The organism is Verrucomicrobiia bacterium (genome assembly GCA_036268055.1).
GTDB lineage: Bacteria > Verrucomicrobiota > Verrucomicrobiia > Limisphaerales > Pedosphaeraceae > DATAUW01.
On the sequence record DATAUW010000024.1, the window covers coordinates 36700 to 60243 of the forward strand.

General features: G+C 55.2%; 11 protein-coding genes. 1 reads left to right on the plus strand and 10 read right to left on the minus strand.

Annotated elements, in window-relative coordinates; translation table 11 throughout:
* Positions 1–7: 7 nt before the first annotated feature.
* The 6 genes from VH413_15340 to VH413_15365 form a co-directional block, all read right to left on the minus strand.
* Entirely contained in the window at positions 8–5209 is a 5202-nt protein-coding gene (locus VH413_15340; protein ID HEX3800067.1) for an immunoglobulin domain-containing protein, read from the minus strand.
* A 37-nt stretch (positions 5210–5246) separates the two neighbouring features.
* The gene (locus tag VH413_15345; protein HEX3800068.1) at positions 5247–6077 is read right to left on the minus strand and encodes a hypothetical protein; all 831 of its coding nucleotides are present in this window, start codon (positions 6075–6077) and stop codon (positions 5247–5249) included.
* Between the two features lie 50 nt (positions 6078–6127).
* On the minus strand, positions 6128–6529 hold the full coding sequence (locus VH413_15350; GenBank protein ID HEX3800069.1) for a hypothetical protein: 402 nt from the start codon (positions 6527–6529) through the stop codon (positions 6128–6130).
* 42 nt (positions 6530–6571) lie between these two features.
* Complete coding sequence (locus VH413_15355) at positions 6572–7351, minus strand: prepilin-type N-terminal cleavage/methylation domain-containing protein (GenBank protein ID HEX3800070.1); 780 nt, start codon at positions 7349–7351, stop codon at positions 6572–6574.
* 230 nt (positions 7352–7581) lie between these two features.
* Positions 7582–8205 carry a response regulator transcription factor gene (locus VH413_15360; GenBank protein HEX3800071.1) on the minus strand — a complete coding sequence of 208 codons (624 nt, stop codon included), beginning with the start codon at positions 8203–8205 and terminating at the stop codon, positions 7582–7584.
* A gap of 7 nt (positions 8206–8212) precedes the next feature.
* On the minus strand, positions 8213–11551 hold the full coding sequence (locus tag VH413_15365; protein HEX3800072.1) for an ATP-binding protein: 3339 nt from the start codon (positions 11549–11551) through the stop codon (positions 8213–8215).
* Between the two features lie 415 nt (positions 11552–11966).
* Here VH413_15365 and VH413_15370 point away from each other — a divergent pair, with 415 nt between their 5' ends.
* Positions 11967–17144, plus strand: a complete 5178-nt coding sequence (locus tag VH413_15370; GenBank protein HEX3800073.1) for a family 78 glycoside hydrolase catalytic domain — start codon at positions 11967–11969, stop codon at positions 17142–17144.
* A 39-nt stretch (positions 17145–17183) separates the two neighbouring features.
* Here VH413_15370 and VH413_15375 read toward each other — a convergent pair whose 3' ends face one another.
* From VH413_15375 to VH413_15390, 4 genes are all read right to left on the minus strand, one after another.
* Positions 17184–20129, minus strand: a complete 2946-nt coding sequence (locus tag VH413_15375; GenBank protein HEX3800074.1) for a family 78 glycoside hydrolase catalytic domain — start codon at positions 20127–20129, stop codon at positions 17184–17186.
* A 186-nt stretch (positions 20130–20315) separates the two neighbouring features.
* Positions 20316–21029, minus strand: coding sequence for a response regulator transcription factor (locus tag VH413_15380; protein HEX3800075.1), 714 nt, complete (start codon positions 21027–21029; stop codon positions 20316–20318).
* Between the two features lie 3 nt (positions 21030–21032).
* The gene (locus VH413_15385; protein ID HEX3800076.1) at positions 21033–22475 is read right to left on the minus strand and encodes an ATP-binding protein; all 1443 of its coding nucleotides are present in this window, start codon (positions 22473–22475) and stop codon (positions 21033–21035) included.
* A 152-nt stretch (positions 22476–22627) separates the two neighbouring features.
* Complete coding sequence (locus VH413_15390; protein ID HEX3800077.1) at positions 22628–23446, minus strand: prepilin-type N-terminal cleavage/methylation domain-containing protein; 819 nt, start codon at positions 23444–23446, stop codon at positions 22628–22630.
* Positions 23447–23544: the final 98 nt, after the last annotated feature.

Here is a 23544-nt window from a genome sequence, read left to right on the forward strand (position 1 = left end):
CTAAAAATTACGGCGAAGTGATTGAGTAGAACCGCTGTCTATCACTGCTGCTGTAAGGCACGACGATGTTGAAGTTGCCGCTCGCGTCGAACGCGCTGTTGGTCACCACGGACCAATTCATTTGCGGCAGGGTGATGTTCGTCGAGGTCAACACATGATAACTGCCCGTCGGCACGCCACTGTTGCCGGAGAGCGTGAGTTGATTTCCGCTCAACACCGAGCCTGTGATGCGCGCGGACTGCGCCGTGGCTGCCGGTCCCGTGAGCACGGTGATGCCGCCCGAACCGGTGTTGATGCTGGAACCGGTTTGCAACGGCCACGTCGCTGGGAAGCTCGCCGGGAACGAATGATTCAACTGGGCAAACGAATAAGTGCCCGGTGAAACATTCACGCCGTTCACTGTCAAGGTATGGAACGTGTCGTTCTGATGCAGGAACATCGCGCCGTTCAGCACCAATCCCGCCGACGTATCATTGATATTGTAACTCGTCTCCAATGCGCCCGTTGGCCCGACCGTGATCGAATTGGTGCCAAGCGAATTCGCGCCGCCGCCGAGCAACGCGCCCTGTTGCACATTCCATTGGCCGGTGTAAGTGTTCGCCGCGCCGCCGATCTTCAGCGCGCTCATAAAGTTAGTATCGCCTTCGTTGTAAGTGATGACCCCGCCGCCCGTGAGCTTGGAATCAACCTCGAACGGCCGCGGTCCCGGCGCGGCACTCACCGCGGTCACGAGTTGCAAGCCGTTGAACGCGCCTTGCGAATTCGGCCCCGCATAATCCGGCGAGGTCGCATTCGTATTGGCGGTGAAGGTGAACGTGATCGTGCCGCCGCCACCAACGACGATGTTCGAGAACACGACATAATCCGCTCCGAGAATGAACTCGTTCGACGTGAACGATGCCGCGCGATTGCTCGTGCTCAAGGTCATCGTCGCGGTCAAATCACTCGACACGGTGAAGATCGTTCCCCAATCGTTTTGCTGGCCGACGTCGCCGCCCGCGCCGCCTCCGTTATTGCCGTAGAGATACAAGTTGTAAGTCCCGGCGGGAACATTATTCAACGTGCTCGTGATCGTGTTGATCACCGTGTCCGGCACCGAAGTGTTATCAATGAATAAATAGTTGCCTTCGAGTGCGTCAGGTGTGTTCGGCGTTGAGCGCGCGGAATTATCGAACGGCCCGTAACCCCCATAAACATTTCCTTCCTGATAGAGACCAGTGTTCAAGCTGAGCGTGACCGACGACGTCGTCACGCCATCCGAATTCGTCGCCAGATCAGTCGTGCCGTTGCCGGAAGTTTGAACGATCGGATTCCAATTTGTGTTGTTCGGCGAATCGGGAAATGCGCCGAGACCCGCGTAATTGGTTCCGCCGATGCCGCCCGGCACATCGAAGTTCAACACCAAACCCGGCGGCGAATTCGTATCCGTATAAATCGTGACATCGCCCGTGACATCCATCTGTCCCGTAATCGTCGCCAGGCCGTCTGCCCCATTGTCGAGCGATGCGCCGTTGAGTTGAAGATCAGCGAACGCAATACTTCGCGCACCGATATGCTCGAGCAGCAAGCTCGCGCCTGAATCCACGATAAGTTGGTTGCCGGGGAATGATGTGTTCGCGGAGACCGCCGGTGTGCGCAACGTCGCGCCCGCAAGAATTTCATACGTGCTGCCGGGTTCGGCAAATTCTGAAACCGACGCCGGGTTGCCGTCGCTCCAATTCACGCCCGTTTCCCAATCCTGCCCCGCCGTTTCGACCACCGACATCGTGATCGTCGTCGCTGAACTCGGCGCGAGCAAACTCAGCGTTGCTCCCGCACTCGCCGTTGAGCCGGCCAGATTTTCCGCCACCAACGCGTAAGTTCCCGCGTTCCCTGCACTCACGCTTGAAATGGTGAGTGAAGTAGTTTTTGTTCCGCTGAAGGTGCTGTTGTCGTTGAGCATCGCCGCGACTCCACTCATGTTCGTGAACCACCATTGATACGAAGTCGCGCCCACCACCGCAGTGGTAAATTGCGCCGACTGGCCTGGGTAAAGCGAGAGGCTGGCGGGAGTTGGCTGTTGCGTGAATTGCGGCAGCAGAGTTGTGAGAATGGTCAAACTGCCCGTGCCGGTATTCGTGCCCGTCGTTGAACCGAGTTGCAACGTCCAGTTTGCCGGGAAATTCGTCGGATACAAACTCCTCAGCTGTGCGAATGTATAAACACCTGCCGGAACATTCAGCCCATTAATGCTGGCGGCCAAAAATGTGTCGTCAGTATAAAGATACATTTGCCCACTGAGCGCCAGCGTGCCTTTGGGATTGTTGATATTGTAAGTCGTCTCCAGCGCGCCGGATGAAGCGACCGTAATGGTGTTCGTGCCGAGCGAACCGGGCGTATTCCCGAGCAATGTTCCCTGCAAAACATTCCATTGGCCGGAAAATGTATTGCTCGCACCGGACACGATGAGGTCATTGCTCGAAACATTTTGTGTCGAGAGATACCCGTAAGTGATCGTGCCAGCGCCGGTAAGTTGGGCGTTGATTTGGATGCTGCGCACTGCCCCATTGGCGCCGCTGTCCGCGTAGATCGCCGAGTTGGCGAGCACTTCAATCTTGCCATTAAGCGTGACCTTGCTGGACGTGCCGTTGTCGAGCTGTCCGCCGTTCAGTTGCAAATCCGGGAACGTCACGCTGCCGCCTTCGACATAAGCCAGGCCAAGATTTGTCATCATCGTCGCGCCCGATTGTTTCAGGCGAAGTTCGCCCGTAGTCGCATTCGTCGCAAACGCCGCGAGGTTGCCGTCAATCAAAACGCCATCGCCTTCGATAACCAGCACATTGCCCGGAAACACCGCATTCGTGCTGGCCGGGGTGCGCTCCAAAGTTCCCGGCGCAATTTCGTAGGTGCTGCCCGGCTCGGAAAACGCCGAGAGCGAAGCGGGATTATTATCGCTCCAATTTGTTGCGGTATTCCAATCCGTGCCGGACGCTTCAAAACCAAGTGTAAAAATGGTCTGCGCCGGATTCGGCATGGTAACTGACAACATCGCTGGCACCGCGCTCGTATAGGACATGCCGCCGCTGTGAGTGACCAGAGTCACATTGTAAGTTTGTCCGGCATCGGCGACCGCGAGATTGGAAATCGTCAAGTCCGGTGTCGTCGAACCGGAAATAAATCCGATGCTGTTTTGCCCGTCGGTCACATTCGCTCCATTAATCTGCCATGTGTAAGTGATGGGGTCCGATCCGCCAACAATCGAACTGAATTGTGCCGATTGACCGGGATAAATTGGCGAAGGCGTTATCAGCGCGACACTGTTTGTCGGCGGAAAGCTAAGCGTTCCCGCCGCGCCGTTGAACAACCCTTGCAGTTGTGCGGACGTAAGCGCCTGGTTGAATACCGCCACTTCGTCAATCGCGCCGATGAACGCGCGCGCGCCATTTGCCCCGCCGCTGTCGTCACCGATCAACGTCGTGCCCGAGAACGGAACCACCACATGATTGAAAACATGCGTACTCGAAAGAATGCCGCTGGTGTTGAACATGCTGATGGTCGCGTTCGTCGGCGTAACCACGAGCGCAACGAGCGACCACTGACTCACCGGCGGTTGCAAACCTGAATCCCAACTCGTCGTCCCCGCATCGTTGTTCCAGGTATAGCCCAGCGTTGAGTTGCCGCTGGTGCTGATGTTCAATCCATTCACATCGCTGCCGCTGCCGCGATTGAAGATGATTCCCGATTGATTATCCTGCGATGACGTCGGAAAGATCCACGCGGTGAGTGTCACGGTATTGGTATTCAGGTTCCAAGGCGAATTCACCGTGACATGTGACGCACCGATGAACGCGAAAAACTCTGCCGCAAAATTCGACGCCGAAAATCCCGTCAAGCCATCGGGAACCGGGCGCGGCCCATTGATGCCATTGGCTCCGTTTTGTGCCTGCGGGCCATAGACGCCATTATCACCACCAGCGTAGTCCAGTGCAATTTCGGTTCCCACGGATGTATCGCCCGTATCGTCAAAGGCATAATAATGCAGCGGATGATCGGTAGCCGCGGCGGTCTGAAATGCGCCACTCGGCGTGACCAGCGACAGCGCGACGGGCAAGGTGTTCGTGGATTCATACGCACCGGGATTTACGTTCGTGATGACGCAGGAATAATTCGCCACGCTGGCCGAGGAGATGTTTGAAATGGTCAGCATACTCGTACCCGAACCGGAAATATTGCCGCCATCGGTTAACGGTGTTCCGTTGAATAACCATTTATAATGCAGATTGCCACCCGATGCGCCGACGTTGAAGACCGCGGTCGCGCCCGGAAAAAGTTGCTGCGGCTGCGGCTCAGCCAAAATGATCGGCGGCGACAAGGTGGCCGGAGCCACTCCCGTCACGGGATTCGTCAGGTCCAGGAAATTCGGATCTTCGTAAAGCGAATAGACGTATTGGCTGGTGTTCCCGCCGCCACCGGTGCCGAACACGAATTGCGTCAATGCCGCGCCAGAAGTGTTGCGGAAACCGATCGCATTGGTCGTGAAACTCGTCGGGGTGTTTCCACTGGCGGTGGCGATTTGCATGCGCGTGAGATTCGGCAGATCGGCGCCGTTGGTATTGGCGTCCTGCATGTAGATGACGAAGCTCTTGGCGGAATTATTGATGACGAACCAGATGTTATAAACGGTGTTCGTCAGCGGCGTGAAAACATTCACGCCATCGGCGGACATCTCCACGAATGCGCCGCTGTTGCGGATGGTGAGGCCCGCGCGATTCGGCGCGTTGGCATTCAGTTCGATCATCTGATTCGCGCCCCCAGCATCGCCACTGACGACGTTCGCCAAATCCCAATTCACGTTGTTCGTGGCGAGATTGTCGCCCATGTCAAACTGCATGAAGAAGGTGGCGGTGGTGTTGGTGCTGGCGATTGCCACCGGCAGCGCCACATACGCCGCGCCGTCAACCGAAGTGGCCACCGCGGAATTCGTCGTGAGTGGCGTGCCGGAACCCGGCTGTCCGACGCCGAGCGATGGCGAATTGGAAACGATGATCGTGGATAGCGAACCCACGGCGTGCCAGATGCCATTTGAAGGGCCATCGGAAGTTTGGCTGGCGAGATTGCCGACGGTTGAATTCACGAAGTCGTCTATCTTGATGAACTGCGCCGAGGCGGATTGAACCAGGCCGGCAAGTCCGAGTGCAAGGACAGCGAAGCGAAGGAGTTTGGTTTTCATACGATAAAAAACGGATTGGAAACTGCGTGAATATTTTCTATTTGATGAAGCGACGGCCAAGTTTGTAAGCGGGCAGCAATACCGACAAAACCAGCAGCGCGAACGTCCCCGGCTCCGGCGTTGGGAGACCAGGATCCGTGAGGTTCGCGCCATTCGGATCTTCAAAAAGATCATAGAGCGTTTGCGGGTCGGTGTTGCCCACGGTTCCACCCTCGCCCATGTTGAATGCGACCAGCGGATTAGCCGTCGCGGTGCGGAATGTGAACGTGCTCACTCCGGTCGTGGATTGCAAAAGCGTTTGCGTCGTCACGTCGCCTCCCTGGAGATACGCCTGATACGTTCCCGCACTGTTGTTGACGACGAACCACAGACTGTAGATCGCGTCCGCCAGCGGAGTGTAAACGCTTGTGCCGTTGATCGAAATCTGCGCGAAGCTGCCGCCGTTGCGCAATGCCGGCAGGCGCGAACTGGTGGAATCGTAATTAAATTGCACTTGTGCGCTGCCCGACAAATCAGTCGGCGCGGATTGCTGGGTCAATTCAAAATTAAAATTGTTGCCGTTGCCGGTCGTGGTAACGCCGCTCAAACTAAACTGCATGAAAAACGTCGCCGCCGTGCTGCTGTGCGGAATCGCCACCGGCAATGCGTCGTAAGTCGGATTGACCAGTCCCGGATCGCCGATAACTGCCGTACCGCTGGAAACGGTGACGCCATTTCCGGTAGGGCTTTGCCAGCCGCCCTGCCCTGCCAACGGCCCGTCGGTGTAAGTGCTAAAATTATCCATCAACTGAAACTGGGCCGAGGCTGGTTGCGCCAGCAGCGCGGAACCGATGAGCAGACCGGCGTTAAACAGGTGTTTTGTTTTCATAGGGTTGTTGGAGGCTTGGGTTTTTGGTCGTGCGTTGGGTGAGATGAAATTTATTGAGAATCCATCGCTTTGACTTCGCCGGTGGTGGCATCAATCGCCCATTTTTTACCGCCGGGCGGGCGCGGAATACTGTCGAGACGTGTGCGGGCCAATTCGTTGAAACTCGAGGGCAACCGTCCTGTCTGTTGCACAAAAATACGAAGTTGCCGGGTGAGAAACGGATTTACTTCGCCATTGACCGAGTCATGCACGGCATTGTCCGCGCGAGCGGCAACACCTGGAACCAGCGGCGCATTTGCCGCAGCAGCGGCGGGTGAAGAAGCGTCTGTGGGCGTGATAGCGGTGGCATCGTCCGGCGGTTGCGGCGCCTGGGCTGAGGTTCCAGCTTTATGACAGCCCGCAACCAGCAACGCCGCCAAGACACAAATCAATAGCGCCAGATTGGATAGCATGAGGGATTTTATTTTTTCGTTAGCGCGCATGAAAAAATCGGCTCAATAATCGTCTGGACGCGAGTTGCTCAAATTGGTGGCAAAGGTCCAGGGAACCGCTTGCACGTGATCGTCCGCGAAGGTGACATCGCCCTTTTTGTTGTGGCGGCTGGTGAGAACGTCACCCGAACCCGCTTCAAAACGTCCGTCGTTCACGATCGTGCCGCCGACCTCGGAACATTCCACGCCGAGATGGCTTGCGAGGCTTGAGGTTTGCTCTTCGCCAAATTCAATCTTGCCCGAGGGATTCCGAATGTTGGTGGACTTGAACGGAATGAACGGAGACGTGCCGTGGATCGAGGCGATGCCAACACTGGTGCCGTTCTCCGGGCTGTAGCTGGTCAGTGTGTAACTGTAAAGGTAGGGAGTGGTTTGCTGAAGCCGCTCGGTGTCGTATTTGTCCAGCGGGCAACGGAATAAATTGCTGTTCACTCCGCCGATGTAACTTCCAATGGGGCTCTTGCTGACTGGATACGCCGCCAAGCTGGTACGCCAATAAATCCAATCATCAATACTGAAACCGAATTCAGCCCCCGAAGCGCAGGCGGGATAAACATCACCGTTGCTGTCGGCGTAAAGTTGCATACCGAGGCCAAGCTGCTTGAGATTGTTGAGACATTGGATTTGCGCCGCCTTGGCTTTGGCGCGCGCCAGTGCCGGCAATAACAATCCAGCCAGAATGGCGATGATGGCAATGACTACCAAAAGTTCAATGAGCGTGAATGCCCGAGTGGCCCGAACGCGCGAAGGGCGAACTAAATTTTTTTGAGAATGAGAAACCATAAAATTGAAATCGCCGGCTGACGACATGCTGGTGGCGCGTCGCCTGGTGACTGGGCTGCTTTGAGTCACGTTGTTGTGAGACATGGGTGTGCTGATGAAAGAAGCTTACGAAGTTGCGCGGCTCAAACGCATCCTCAGTTCTAATGATTTATCGAACTAGGCCGCGGAATGACTTTGAATTCCCTATCAGCGCGGGAAAACGAAAGATCGAGGAAGGAGGCCGGCGAAAATTATTTCAAAAATTTCAGCACTGCCTCGGTGCGCGAACGGACATGAAGTTTTTCGTAGATGTGCTTGAGATGCGTGTTCACGGTGGTGACGCTGATGGAAAAGTTTTCCGCGATTTCCTTGCTGGAATAACCCTTGGAAAGCTCCTGCAAAATTTCCATTTCACGCTGCGAAAGTTTTTCGTCCTTGAGCGGATCGCGCACGGGCTCGCGGAACGATTGCACCACGCGGCACGCGATCTGGCTGCTCATCGGCGCGCCGCCCGCCTTGACTTCCTGGATCGCGCGAAGGATGTCCGCCGGCTCGGCGCGCTTTAACAAATACCCGCTCGCCCCCGCTTTCAACGCGCCAAAAATCCGGTCGTTATCCTCATATACCGTAAGGATTAGGATGCGCACCGATGGGCAAATATCCTTTAGCCGCCGCGTGCAATCCACGCCGGACATGCTTGGCAAATGGATGTCCATGAGCACGACGTCGGGCAGAAGTTTCGGGATGATTTTCAACGCGTCTTCCGCGGAATCACAAAGTGAAGTGCAGGCATAACCGGGCGCTTCGTTCAAGTAGTTCGCGAGCTTCGTGCGAAAGCTGCGATTGTCTTCCACAATGGCAATGTTGATAGGCATAATTGGATTATGAAATCGGCAGCCAAATGCGGCAGGCGGTTCCCGACCCCAGCTGGCTTTCGCATTCAAAACGTCCACCGATTTTTTCCAAGCGCTTCCGCATGTTCAATAAACCGTCGCCCGGCGCGAGGACGGCGGCGTTCGCGAAGCCGCAACCGTTGTCTTCGAGCACGATGCTTAAAGTGTGTTCAGCCCAGCGAATCCGCAGCCACACTTCGGAAGCTTGCGCGTGTTTTGCGATGTTGTTGAGCGCTTCGCGAATGACCAGATAAAGGTTGTGGCGCACCTCGGAAGTCAGCGGCACTTCGGGCAAGGTCTCCTCCACATCGAGACGGCAGCGCACGGAAGTGTTGCGGAAAAATTCCTCGGCCACATGTCGCAGGTACGACGCCAGGCTTGGCAACGAATCATTCGCGGGATTCACCGCCCATACGATTTCGTCGAGCGACGAAACTAACTGCCGCGATTTCTCGGAGACTTCGCTCAACTGATAGCGCGTATTTTCCGGCACCAGTGAGTCGTGGCTTTTCACGGCGCTGAGAAAACGGATTTCCGTAAGCGTTGCGCCAAGGTCGTCGTGCAAATCCCGCGCGATGCGCGTGCGCTCTTCCTCGAGCGCATGCTGGCGTTCGGCGCGTTCGCGGCTTTTGATTTCAGACGTGAGTTGTTGCGAACGCTCCTCGACTTGCCGCCGCAAAAGCGTGATCCACACCATCGCCGCCAGCAATCCGAGCAATAACGCGCCCATCACTGTGAGCGCATGGCGCATCGTCCACCATGAAGGCCGCGCCAGCACGCGGATGCTCGCCGGCGAATTTAGCAAAAGCTCGAACGAATCAATTTCACGATTTGCCGAACGGTCGCCGCCCTGCCCCACATAAACGCCCGTCAAGCCAAGCAGGCTGCCCGGCAAAATATCCGGCAGCACGCCGTTTCGCTTTTCCAGCCGCGCGACGAAACTGCGATTGCCCGTTTGCAACTCTAAAATTTGTTCATTGCGGTCGGCGCTGATATTCAGCAGACGAGAAGTCACGGACACGAGCGTTGAATCGAAGAGCCCATTGAGCATGGCGTTGCCCGCCAGTTGCCGCGGTTCCGGCAAATCAGCCTGGCCGATAGTTTGCGCAAGCGCCTCGCGCAACACGGGAGACGCGCCGTTCATGTCCGGAAAACCGACGACTTCAACCTGATCGCCCGGCCGGAGATCAGCCGATTTTTGCGGCCTGAAGTGAAAACCATTCGTGCCGTCCATAACGAAAAATTCGCCGTGTTGCTCGCCTAAGACGAGTCCGCTAATACGCACGCGGCGCAAGGCATCCGCCCGCGCATCGAACAAACGCAAATCATAGGCGTGCTTGAGCGGGAGCGCGAAAGGCTGCGCAGGTGGCAATTCATCCACGGTGAAGGTGGTGTTGAAAAGCCGCAGACGCGGCAGGAGCATTTGATTTTTATCGCGATCGGGACTGCTCACACCGCGGACGCGCACCAATGCGCCTTCGACTGACTTGAAAGCATTGTCTTCGATATCGTGATATTGGATGTTCACTTTTCCACCGCGCGTCAGGAGCACGATGTTGTCCGTCTGTGGCGATATGACGATGCCGGGAATCTCGACGTATTTGGTGGCGACGGCGCCGTTGATAAGTTCATCCCATGTCGGGCGGACCGGTTCAGGCAGAATGCCCGGACCGAGATAACTCGCGTGGTGGATTTGGACATCGGGCGCAAAATCGGCGTGCGAAATACCTTCAATTTCCCAGTAATCACCAATCCGTGGAAATCCTGATGCCGTTGGTCCAACGTAAGAAACGTAAATGGACGAGGTTGAGTCCTGAATGAAAAAATCCCCGCCGACTCGCGCGGTGATGATGCCGCGGATTTTCACCGGATAGCCGCGTTGAGCTTCCTTGCGGCTCAGGCGCATCACCTGGACGGCGGTGGTGAGCAACGGCAAACCTTCGCCCTGGGCGTCCACGCTCGGAACTATTTTGCGATAAAAACTCGAATGAATAATCGCCCGGGCATTCGCGCGGTCCAGCCAGCCGAGAACTTCAATCTGATCGCCGGATGAAGGCTTGGGCTGCGAAGATTCTATCTCGACCTTGCCGGAGCTATCGGTGAGCGTAAAAATATTTTCTGCCGAATTGGTTGCCACCGTTCCGCTGAGATGAACAATGGCGCCGGAATTTTCGACTTCGTTCGTGCTGAGGATGGCTGCGATATTTTCGACGGGATGTTCATTCCAATGCGCGGGGTCCATTTCAAGAATGGAAATTTGGTCCGCGCCGGGAACGACGAATGACGCGACCATTTTGCCATCCACCGCATGCGCGCTTTGATATAGCCCTACGCACTTGATCCGGCTATGCGAGAGCAGATTCCACGGCAGCGCGCGGTCCTCCATCACCCGCACATAAACGGGCCCGGCAGCGGAAGAAAGTTCAATCCACGGCGACCGGCTCTGCCCGCGAACATGCGAAACCGCGCCCTCGATCTCAACCCACTGTCCTTCCTGTGCTTCATGGGATAACTGGCCGGAAAAAAATTGACCGGGTGCGGACACGGGCGCATCTCCGAGAATCGTGATATGCAAGGGCACGTCCTCGATGAATAGCCGCGAACCATCATCGGACTTCGACCAGAAGCGATAAAGCCCGGCTCGCGGCGCGGAAAAATAACCGGTGAACACCAATCCAACACCTGGATCCCGCGTGCGAACGCCAATATCGAAATTAGTCGCCACTCCGCTTTTAACCGCGGACAATCGCGCGAAAGGGGGTAACGATTCCCATTGGCCTTCGTAGCATTGATAATCCACACCGTGACTCAGTTTGGTGGTGTCATCGTGATTGGGCGGAGCGCGAAAAAGTTCATCGCTCGGCACCGGCTGTCGCGGCAAGCCAGGCCCTTCGACATCCACTTCAAGCGCGAAATCCCCGGTGTTGTTGAACCATTCAACCCGCACGGGGTGAAGACCGGCGGACAAAAATGTTTGACCAGTGCCTTCAAAGACCATGTGATTGCCGTCGTTATCAACGAGAGCGATGGAGCCCGCCTCGCCGCGTCCAGCCTCGCAACTACCTTCGATCAAAACATGCCGCCCCGGCTGCAATAATGCCTGCCCATGCCCGGATATTTTCAAGATGATGCAACCCGCACTGTCCTGAAAAACGATTTGGTCGCCCGCAGAACTTACCCACAACACAGTGCCTTCAAGGCGCACCGAGCAGCCTGAAATTTCCTCGCGCGCGGCGAGTTGGCGGAGTTGAACGGCGTCGGTCAGCAGCGTGGCGGCTGGAACAGTTTCGGGTTCGGCGTTCGCGATTGAAGCGATGAATAGAGACACCAAGCATGCCAAAAAGGCAATGGACTGGCTTCGATTTTTAGAAGCCCTCTCACTCCACCATTCACGGAGCCCGCGGATGAAGTCAGGAGTGTTCATGATGGAGGTTTAGTGAAGTTCAATTTGAATGTCCACAGGATTTTGAAATAGGCCGGAAAAAGTTCATTGCAGGAACCCGCTCGGTTTTGTTGAAAGCGACGTGGGGGAAACTGCGTAAAAACTCGTTCATCATTAGGCATTTCAGGAGGCTTTTAGCATCACCTATTCTGGTGATGCTTTCATTACCAGCTTAGGGGATGTGAAAACCGCTGTGTTCGGTTTAAGATTTTTAAACATAAATTAAGAAAAGCCCATTGCGCCACCTCAACCCATTCGTTTTCGGCGGAGCATCCATCCAAATCCCGGACTTTTTTGCAGAATGAAAATTTGCCGTTTTATAAATTGCCTGCTTTTTATTTTGGCGGGTGCAGGCTCCGCTTTCGGCGGCCCGGTGATCACTACCAACACGCTTCCTTCGAGCGCCTCGGACGTCGTCGGCAGCAGTGTCACTTTTACGGTTGCCTTGACCAATGCAAACGCAGCCGCCTTCCAGTGGCAGGTGATTCGTGCTGGCGCCACAAATAATATTCCCGGCGCTACCAATACGACGCTCACGCTTGCAAACCTGCAACTCACCGACACCGCCTCGTATCGCCTTCAGGCATCGAACAGTTCGGGAATCACCTTCAGCGCTGCCAGCGCGCTTACGATCAATCCCGCGCCGGCTCCCGCGAAAAATATAGTTACCTCCTTCGCCAGCCAGACCGGTCCCGGCGCGGCGAACACGAATTTTATTCCCACCTGGATTGTCCCGGCCAACAGTCTTATCGCCCGACAATCGCCCAACAGCGTCGGAACGGGTAATTTCAGCCAATACGGCGCGGGCATGGTTTCCTCGCTGACCGACGGCGCGTTCGGTTCGTTAAATTATTGGCCAAACGTGGGCGGCAGCAGTACGGAAGTAACTTGCGGCAGCGGCGCGGGACAGTTTGTTACTTATACTCTCGCTGGTTCGCCCACCGGATATGATCTGACTAACATCATTGTCTATGGCGGATGGGGGGATGCGGGGCGCGACGAACAGGCTTACACGATTTATTATTCCACGGTTGCCAATCCCACTACTTTTATTCCGCTGACCAGCGTGAGTTACAACCCATCGAATCCCAACGGCATTCAGTCCGCGACGCGAGTTACTTTTTCATCTTCGTCAGGTGCGGCGTTTGTTCAAAACGTCGCGGCCTTGAAATTTGATTTTACTTCTCCCGCTCCGGAAAATGGATTCTGCGGATATTCAGAGATTGATGTCTTCGGTTCGCCGACTGGCGCTCCACCCGTCGCCAATCCGCCCACCAGTTCGCCTTTGTCTCCAGTCGCTGCGGGCACATCGGTGACTTTTTCTGAAACAGCATCTGGCACCATCCCGCTTCAATATCAATGGCAAACCGATAATGGCAGCAGTCCATCCAGCTATTCAGATATATCGGGAGCCACCGGTTCAAATTTTGTGCTCAATACCTCCACGCTTGGAGGCTTCACTATGAACTTCCGTGTGCGAGTGACAGACGCAAACGGCACGACAACAAGTTCCGCGATTCCTCTGACCATCAACGGTACTAATACAATTACTTCTGCCACGACCGTCACGAATTTGCGCTGCGAACATCTGGCAAACCCGCTGGGCATTGATGTCACCAAACCTCGCTTGAGTTGGATCATGAATTCGTCGCAACGCGGAGATCTTCAAACTGCCTATCAAGTATTAGTTGCCAGTTCGTTGACAAATCTCACGCAAGGCCAAGGCGATGTCTGGAATAGCGGCAAAGTTCCGTCCAGCCAATCGGTACTCGTGGAATATGCCGGGCAGCCGCTGGCTTCGGGCCAAGTCTATTATTGGCAAGTGCGGATATGGGATGCCAGCGGTAATCCATCGGATTGGAGCGCGCCCGCGACATGGAGCATGGGGTTGCTCAATCCATCGGACTGGACAGCGAAATGGATTGGCATGACAACCGATCCCAATCTCACGCCCGCCGCGCCGAGCCCCATGTTGCGAAAAACTTTTGCGATCAACAAAACCGTGACTCGCGCTACCGCTTATATCTGCGGCCTGGGATATTATGAACTTCAACTCAATGGCGCGAAAGTAGGCGATCACATCATGGATCCTTCCTGGACGCGTTATGATTATCACGCGTATTACGTGACTTATGATGTCACCACTAATCTCATCTCAGGAACCAACGCCGTCGGTGTGCAATTAGCCAATGGCTTTTACAATCAGTGGAGCAGCGACGCGTGGAACACCGCGACCGCTCCCTGGCGCGCGCTTCCGCAAATGATTCTGCAACTGGTCGTCCAATACAGCGACGGCACTGCGAACACCATCATCAGCGACGCGTCGTGGAAAGCCTCGACAGGTCCGATTCTTTTGGATGCAACCCGGCTGGGCGAAACCTATGACGCGCGCCTCGAAAAATCGGGTTGGTCCACCGGATCGTACAACGATTCGAGCTGGACCAATGCCATTTTGCGCGAAGGAATTGCCGGTTCGCTTTTTGCCCCGGATGCCGAACCCGTCAAAGCGATGCAGTTGGTAGCTCCCAAAAAAATTATTCCCGTATCCGGCCAGCCGGGCGTTTATACTTTTGATTTCGGACAAAATCTCGCCGGTTGGGGCAGGCTGAATGTCACTGGCCCGGCGGGAACAACCGTGCGAATGGTCTATGGCGAAAAAACCAACAGCGACGGTTCGGTGGACCAGAGCAATATCAACTACCTCGTTTCACTTCAGCAATATTTTCAAACCGAGAGCTATACTCTCAAAGGCGGCGGCGCTGAAACCTGGGAGCCTAGTTTCACTTATCACGGTTTTCGTTATGCCCAGGTTACGGGCTTACCCGACGCGCCCACCACCAACACGCTCCTCGCGCGTGTCGTGCGAACGGCCTTCGATCCCGCCGGAAGTTTTCTTTGTTCCAACGATCTGCTCAATCGCATTGAGACGAATACTATTTGGTCTTACATGGGAAACTTTGTCGGCATCCCGACCGATTGCCCGACGCGCGAAAAAAATGGCTGGACCGGCGACGCTCAACTCGCCTGTGAGATGGGTTTGATCCATTTCCATAGCGAGGCGGCTTACACGCGGTGGATCAGGGAATTCGGCCCAGCCCAACTTTCCAACGGCGAACTTTCTGGTGTCTTCCCCAATGCGAACTGGGGTTACGGCGAAGGTCCGGCGTGGGAATCCGCCTATCTGCTGGTCCCCTGGTTTGTCTATCAGCACTGCGGCGATGTGCGAATCCTGATGACGAATTATGGCGGCATGAAGGCGTATGTAGATTACGCCACGAGCGTCGCTTCCGGAAATATTGTTTCCTATGGACTCGGCGATTGGGAACCTGCGGGCACAGTAACACCGGCGTCGGTGACGGACACGGGTTATTATTATGAAGACGCTTTGATCGTCGCGCAAACGGCTTCGATGATGGGTAACTCAGTAGATGCCCTCCAATACAGCAACCTCGCCGCTCAAATCAAGCTATCGTTCAACCAATCTTTTCTGGACACGAATACCCATGAATATTCCGGCGGCACGCAGACTGCGCAATCGTGCGCGCTCTATCAGGGGCTGACTGCGTCCAATCAGATTCCCGCGGTTGCAAATGCGCTTGCGGTCGCGGTTCAACAAAATGGCAATAAAATTGATACCGGAATTCTCGGTTCCAAATATCTATTGCGAGCACTGTGTGACGATGGCCATTCCGATACCGCCTGGGCGCTTGTGGTGCAAACGAATTATCCAAGTTGGGGTTATCAGATATTGGCGGGCGCAACGACTCTATGGGAAACCTGGAGTGGCAGTGGCGGCCAGGATTCACTCAATCATATCATGTTCGGCGATGTCTCTGCCTGGTTTATTGAATACGTAGCCGGTATTCGGCCCGGCGCTCCCGGCTATCAAACTGTCATTATCAAACCGGAGGTAATGAACGCACTTGCGTCCGCGCAAGCCACGCACGACTCGCCGTACGGCATGATCTCGAACGCGTGGCAGATCAACGGGAAATCGGTGACGATGAATCTAACCATTCCGCCCAATGCCACCGGCCTCGTTTATCTTCCCCTGCTCGGCACTGCAATTACTAACGTCACTATCCTCGAATCGGGAAAGACAATCTCGCAAAACGGCGCGGCGACCTCGAATGATCCGGGCGTCGCGTTCAGTCATTACGAAGGCACTTCGCCGCAGGATTATTTAGCATGGACGGTTGCGTCGGGAAGTTACCAATTCTCGTGGCAGGTGGTTGCTCAAGCGCCGCGCGGTCTGGCTGCTTCGGTTGGCAATCAGCAAGTGAAGTTGTTGTGGAACGCCGTGCCGGGCGTGACGAGTTACAACGTCAAGCGCGCGCCCAAATCGGGCGGGCCCTACACCACCTTGATAAATGGAAATTTCAGCTCCTATACGGACATGTCCGTCACGAATGGCGGGATTTATTACTATGTCGTCTCCGCCATCAGCGCGAACGGTGAGAGTAGTAACTCGGCGGAAGTAACCGCCACGCCGGTTCTCAATGTAAATTTTGGCTTTGAAACTCCGAACGCTGGCGGATACGAATACAATCCCGCGAATGCCATTTGGACTTTTACTGGAGCCAGCCCAGATGGTTCGGGCATTCTCGCCAATGGCAGCGCTTTCGGAAACCCTGATGCGCCCGAAGGCGTTCAGGCCGCGTTCGTGCAAAGCCACGGCAGCATCTCACAAATTTTGCCCGGGTTTTCTCCGGGGACAACCTACACCATCACCTTTGCGGCAGCGCAGCGATCCGGCGCGAATCAACATGGCGGCGAGTCGTGGAATTTGATGATTGATAACACGGTCATCACTAACTACAACCCCGGGCCGACCGCGACGAGTTACTCCAATTATACCGCCCGTTTCACGGCGACGGCGAAGATACATACCTTGTCATTCGTGGGAACCGATTTGGCGACGGGCGACAACACGGTCTTCATTGACAACATAAACTTTGTCCCGCCCATTCCTCCGGTTAATCCTCGCGTGACTTTTACCAGTCCAGTCAATAACACCAGCTTGGTTGCGCCGGGCACTATCAACCTTTCGGCAACCGTGATCGCCAATAGTAACTTTGTTGCGGGCGTTCAATTCATCTCCAACACGAACAACCTCATCGCCCAGATCACCAATGCTCCTTATTCATTCACGTGGACCAATGTCGGGGCGGCAGTTTACAACTTGATCGCGCGCGTCATTTTCAACGGCACGAACACCTCCGATTCGACCACTGTAGCCGTGACGGTGACGAATTTTGCGCCCGTGATCCAGTCCGTGAGTTTAAATTCGGGAACGCTTTTTCTGGGAGGTTTTGGCAAAGCTTCGCAACCTTATGTGCTGACCCAAGCCTCAAATCTGATTCCTCCGACGGTGTGGATTCCCCTGCTAACCAATATGTCGGATGCCAGCGGCAGGTTTGCATTTACTAACTTGCCCGCCACGAACACGCAGCAGTTTTATCGAATCTCCACGCCGTGAAATCGGCCGGCATCACGGAAAATGGCGAGCCTGCATTTTTTACAATGTCATCTCGGATGTAAATTTGTAAGTGCCCGAACCGACTTCAAACAGTGAACAACCCGCTTCCCGGCGAAGAAGTTTCACTCCTTCAACCTGCGTTGCTGTTTGACCGCTCTCACGAATGTTCGCCGTGTCAGTGGACGGAACCCAAACGGTCGCGGTCGTGTTCGGCGGAACAATGACATCGAGGACAAGTTTATTTCCGTCGCGCTTCCACGAAGTTGCGATGCGCCCGTTGATGGAATCAAAGCTCGTTTTCGCCCAGCTCAAACCTTCGCCGATGATCGGATGAATCAGAATAGTCTTAAATCCCGGACTTGCGGGACGGATGCCACCGACACCGCCAAATAAATATTCGCCGCAAGACCCAAGCGAATAATGATTGAAGGAATTCATGCCCGCGTCTTGGAAACCCTTCTCCGGCGTCCATCCATCCCAGCGTTCCCAGATGGTGGTGGCACCGTGTTTTACCGAGAACAACCACGAAGGAAATGTGTCTTGCAATAATAACCGATAGGCCGTGCTGGATTTGCCCCACTGCGTCAGCACGGGCAGCAAATAACTCACGCCAACGAAACCCGTCGAGAGATGTTCGTTTTTGGATTTGATGTCGTCCTCGAGATATTGGGCGGCGACGGGGCGTAATTCATCCGGCAGCAGGTCGAACTTGAGCGCCATCGCATAAGCGCATTGAGTGTTGCCACGGATGCGGCCATCCTTAGCGACATAACGCTGGTCGAAAGCGGATTTAATATCTTGAAATAATTGTTCGTATTTCCGCGCGTTGTCGTCGCGGCCCACGGCGCGATACGAACGTGCCAGCAGGGAAGTCGAGTACGCGAAATAAGCAGTCCCGATCAAGTCTTTGGGAGTGTCCGCGCCGATGGAAAGCCAGTCGCCATAATCATTGCCACGATCACGTTCACGAATCAGATTCCGGCTGTGCCGATGAAGATACTCGACCCACTTGGTCATCGCCGGAAGATGCTGTTCCAAAATTCGCTTGTCGCCATACATCTCATAAATCGTCCATGGACAAATCACGCCGGCGTCGCCCCACGCGGGCACGCCGCCGCCGCCCATCGTATTAGGATTCACATCGCTGAACGAGCCGCTGGACGATTGGCCGTCGTCAACGTCCACCAGCCACTTGGTGAAAAAAGAAGCGACGTCGGCATTGTAGGTGGCCGTGCGGATGAACACTTGCGCATCGCCCATCCAGCCAAGACGTTCATCGCGTTGCGGACAATCAGTCGGCACGCTGAGATAATTTCCGCGCTGGCCCCATTGAATGTTCGATTGAAGTTGATTAACGCGCGGATCGGAGCAGGAAAATTCTCCCGTGCGCGGATTATCGGAAGCAATGACGATGCCCGTGACCGCATCTGCTTCCGGTTTGCTGGCGAGACCGGTGAGTTCCACATAACGAAAACCGTGAAACGTAAAACACGGCTGCCACACTTCGGTTCCACCGCCCTTGCAGATGTAATGATCAATGGACGGCGCGCCGCGAAGATTCGCCGTATAAACCGTGCCGTTGGGATTGAGCATTTCCGCATGACGCAGCGTTATCTCCGTGCCCGCCGGAGCCGAAATTTTTAGACGAACGACACCCACCATGTTCTGCCCAAGATCGAATACCCACGAATCGGGTTTGGGCTCAGTCACAGTTTTGGATTTGAGTTCGCAAATTTCGCGGACAGGTTCCATCACCTGCGACTCGATCGCAAGTTGCGATTCCACACGCGTATGAACTGGAATCCATTCGCTCTCGTTCAAGCCCGGTTCATCCCATCCTCTTAATTCCCGCCGAGCATCGTAGTCTTCACCCATCATGAAATCCGTGTCGAGAATGGGACTGGCGTGTGACTTCCAGGAATCATCGGTCGCGATGCGTTCACTGCGGCCATCCTTGAATGTGACTTCCAACTGCGCGAGAAAGGCGGGCTCGGTTCCAAAAAAATGATTGCCGCCGTTGCCGATGTGACCGCTGTACCAGCCGTTGGCCAGTATCGCTCCCACTGCATTTTGACCTTGCTTCACCAACTGCGTGACATCGAACGCCTGATACCGCACGCGCTTGCGATAGTCGGTCCAATCCGGAGCGAGCACATGATCGCCGACGCGCTGGTCGTTGATATCAACCTCATAAAGCCCAAGGGCGCTGGCGTATAAAGTGGCGTGCTCCACTTGCGAATTTAATTCAAACGCTTTCCGCAAATACGGCACTCCCGGTGACTGCCGCGGAATCGTCAGCATCTGATTTTCCTGAACTTCATTCGTGAAAGGCGCTCCGTCCAAATCATATTCGATGTAGAGTCTCTTCACCACATTGGGCGCGGGATCAACGCCCAGCGATTTATTATTTACCGTCATCGTGAGATGATTCTGTTTCACGAGCGCCGATACGGCAGTGGTGACATCCGCGCCTCTATTCCTTTCCACAGTTTCATAGATCGCGCGGCGGATTGTCAACGACGACACCATCGGCACCGGCGGTGTCCCCGCCGAAATCCATTTCGCGCTCCAGTCCGCCGCCGACAAAAGTCCCATCTGCCAATGCGCCACCGCGCTCCAATCGCACGCATTCCCGCTACGATCCCACGCACGCACCTTCCAGAAACAATTTTGACGCGATCCCAGCGCCGTTCCAGCATAACTAATTTGCGAAGTCTCGCCGGACGCCACCTTCCCGCTGTCCCACAAATCGCCTTGATCGCTTTGCAATAATTTCAAAGACGACGCGACGAGAATTTGATACGCCGTCTGTTTTTCACCGCGCAAGCTCGAAGTAATCAGCCAACTCAAGCGCGGGCTCAACGTCCCCAGCCCCAACGGATCGGTGAGATACTCGCAGCGCAAATGAGTTACTTCGGCCGCGCTGGCAAATCGGATTTGCGGAAGGATCGCCGCGCACAAAAGTATAAACAGAAATCGTTTCATTTAGAATAGCTTGGAAAGTTTGAGATAACTCGAAGACTCAAAGGGCATTTTATAATCACCTCGGCAGTTTACCCGCGCCGGTTAAACCGCATCTATACCCAGACCCGGTGAGCCGCCTACCACCGAAACAGGTGACCCAATTTATTTTCATTCCGCGGATTTTTTTCCCGGCCTCACTTCAACCCCTCACGAATCCGATGGTTTATGCTGCTGCGCTTTTGAAGCCATGTAACGAACCACCGCCTCCGTTCGCGAACTCACATGCAGCTTGTAAAACACATGTTTCAAATGGCTGCAAACCGTATCAATGCTCAACTCCAATTTATCCGCGATCAACTTGTTCGGATAACCCTGCGAGAGCAAAACCAAAATCTGTTCTTCGCGCACCGAAAGCCGGATCGTCTCCTCGCGCGTCTTGGCTTTCCGCCGGAACGACTCGATCACTCGCCGCGCGATTTGCCCCGTCATCGGCGCGCCACCGCCGATCACTTCCAACAACGCGGCCCGCAAGTCCGACGGCTTGGTTCGCTTTAACAGATAACCATCCGCTCCCGCTTCGAGCGCCAAAAAAACCAACTCCTGATCATCCATCGCCGTGAGGATGATGATTTGTATTTCGGGCAGCAAAGTTTTCAGCCGCGCTGTGCATTCGATCCCCGACATGCGCGGCAAAAAAATATCCATCAGGATCACGTCGGGATGCGCTTCGGGAATCATGCGCAAAGCCTCCTCCCCACTCGTGCAGTCACAGACGCACACGAAATCGGGAAACGAATTCAGCAACCGCATCCAACTCTCGCGCACCTGCGGCTGGTCCTCGATCAACGCGACTTTGATCGGCGCTTTTTTCGACGGCCCGGCGGCGGGTTGTTTGACGCTTTTGGCGGGTGATCGAATCATGGATTAAACGGCATTATTCAACTCTGAACTTTTTGTTTCATTGATCGAAGCGGAAAGTTGCTTCGTCTTCAGTATCCACTCCCACGGCCTCCGCCGCCATTGCGAAAGTGAAACACAGAATTCCACCCGGCATCCCTTTCCAACCTGGCTGGTGACCAGGCAAGTGCCGCCAAATTCTTTCATGCGTTGCGACATGTTGATTAATCCATTGCGTTCGGTGCGCGCTTTGGCGGCGTCGAAACCTTTGCCGTTGTCCTGCACCACGACGATCAGGTTCTGGCGTTGCCAGCGGATTTGCAACGTGACTTCAGTCGCGCCCGAATGCTTCACCACATTGTTGAGCGTCTCCTTGATGGCCATCAAAAGGCTGCGGCGAATCGGAAGGTCCAGCGACGCCGCGGATATTTCCGGGTCCACGTCAAACAGGCATTGGACGGAAGTGCGTTTGAAAAATTCCTGCGCATAACCGCAAACATACGACGCAAAATCCCGCAGCGTATCCCGCCGCGGATTCACCGCCCAAAGGATTTCGTCCATGCTGGCCAGCAATCCGCGCGCCTCTTCGCAAATGGCATGAAGCTGGGGTCGCGTTTCAGATTCGAGCGACAATTCACTTTGCGCCACTTCGCCTTGCAACACCAGTTGGGTCATCCGCGAACCAAAATCATCGTGGATGTCGCGGGCGATGCGCGCGCGTTCCTGCCGGAGAAGCCACCGCTCTTTTCGATGCAGCGCCAGTTGCGTCATGAGCCCAAGGCTGATCAAAATACCGAGGCCGCACGTCGTCAGAAGTGAAACCTGAAACCATCGGCTCTGCCAGAATGAGTAAGTGACCGGTTCCGATGGCGGAATGATTTCGACATTTTCCGGCTTCACCCACCACGGAAGCGCGCCCAAATTTGCGATGATGGTTGCAGGCGGCCAGGAGTCCGGCGCCTCTGTCATCCTTTCCCAGCCGCGCACGCCCTCGGGCACGATCCGCCAGCTTTTGTCCGACTTCACTTGGAGCACGCGTCCATCGGACAGATCAACGTGCATGCCAAAGATCATTCCGGCATTGTCCGTGGAATTAAAAGCCATCACTCCCAGCGTGTGCTCGCCCGGCGTCATCAACGCCGTCAAATCGTACTCGCACAAATTCCGCCATTCCGCGCCGCGCCCCAATTCCCGCCCGTCCAGGAAAAGTGTATGCTCATTGTCAGCCGTCACGCGGACGCGCGCCTGCACCACCTTCACTCCCGCGGGGACTTCGAACGAACGCCAAAACTGGCAAGTCTGTCGGTTAAAAGTATGCGATGCCCAAATCCATGAGCCCAAGCCGTTAGTTAGAGTATCGAACGATTCCGTCGGCCCCCCCACAACGTCCGGATTGTCAGCCGTCTCCGCCGCGAATGTCATCGGCACGAAAAAACCGAAACACAATGCCAGCGCAAGCAGACCGGCCACTCTGATCCATAAGCGGCGGTGCTTATTCGCGGAAGGTGTATTGTGGGTTCCGAAGTGCAATGGTTTATGTGGGATATGGACGAGAGAAATTTTACTCTGAGACCGCCGCAAGAGCAAGCGAGATACCGGCGCGCCCGTGCCGAAAATTTTCCTTACCAACTCGTGGACGGATACGTGCTGAAATAAAGCTGGCGGAGGTCCTGGTCAAAAAGCTTGGTGTGGGCCGCATAACCGCCGCTGCGCGAACTTCCTTTCAAAAACTGCGTGGTTGGCTCCAGCCACTTCAACCTTTGCGCATGGCCGTCCGCAAAAGAAATTTGCCCCGCGTTGCCGTGGCGGCTGGCGGGAATGTTGCGCCAGTTGCCCGTGAGTTTCGGGCTCGCGGATTCAATGGCATAATAGCCATCGTCAATGCTGCAAAGCGAGAGCGTCGGATTGGATTCTTCGTCAAAAAAGAACGAGGCCGTGGAAGGGTCCGGCGTGATGACATCAGAAAGTTTCTCATTCTCCTTGATCCCGGGATGCACGTCCGTCACCCCGGCGTTATCTCCCATCATGCCGTTGAGGGAATAACTGCGGATGCGCAACGTGGTTCCACCGGCGTAACTGAATTTATCCGCCGGACAGCGATAAATGCCCGCCGATTTGCTGTACGGAAAAAGTATCGCGGAATAAATATCGGCCACGTTGGTGGCGCCCGGAATACTGCTCACATCTCCTCCAACCCACGCGCCGTCACTGTTCAAATAATTCGGAGGAATGGCGTCGTGGAAATCTCCCGCGTAAAGGTGCGCCGCCAGCGTCAACTGAATCAGGTTGTTGAGACAACTGATGCCGGTGGCCTTGTCTTTGGCCCGCGCCAGCGCTGGCAAAAGCAATGCGGCGAGAATCGCAATGATCGCGATGACTACCAATAATTCAATGAGCGTGAAGGCTTGGACTCTGGCTCTAAAACTTTGACGCGCTTCCATAAATCGGATTTGAGTATTTATTCTTGGCGTTTTCGCCGCTGCGATTTTTTCGTGTCGTTCCCGTTCTCCAGTTTTTAACCGATTGCCCGGGGCCTATC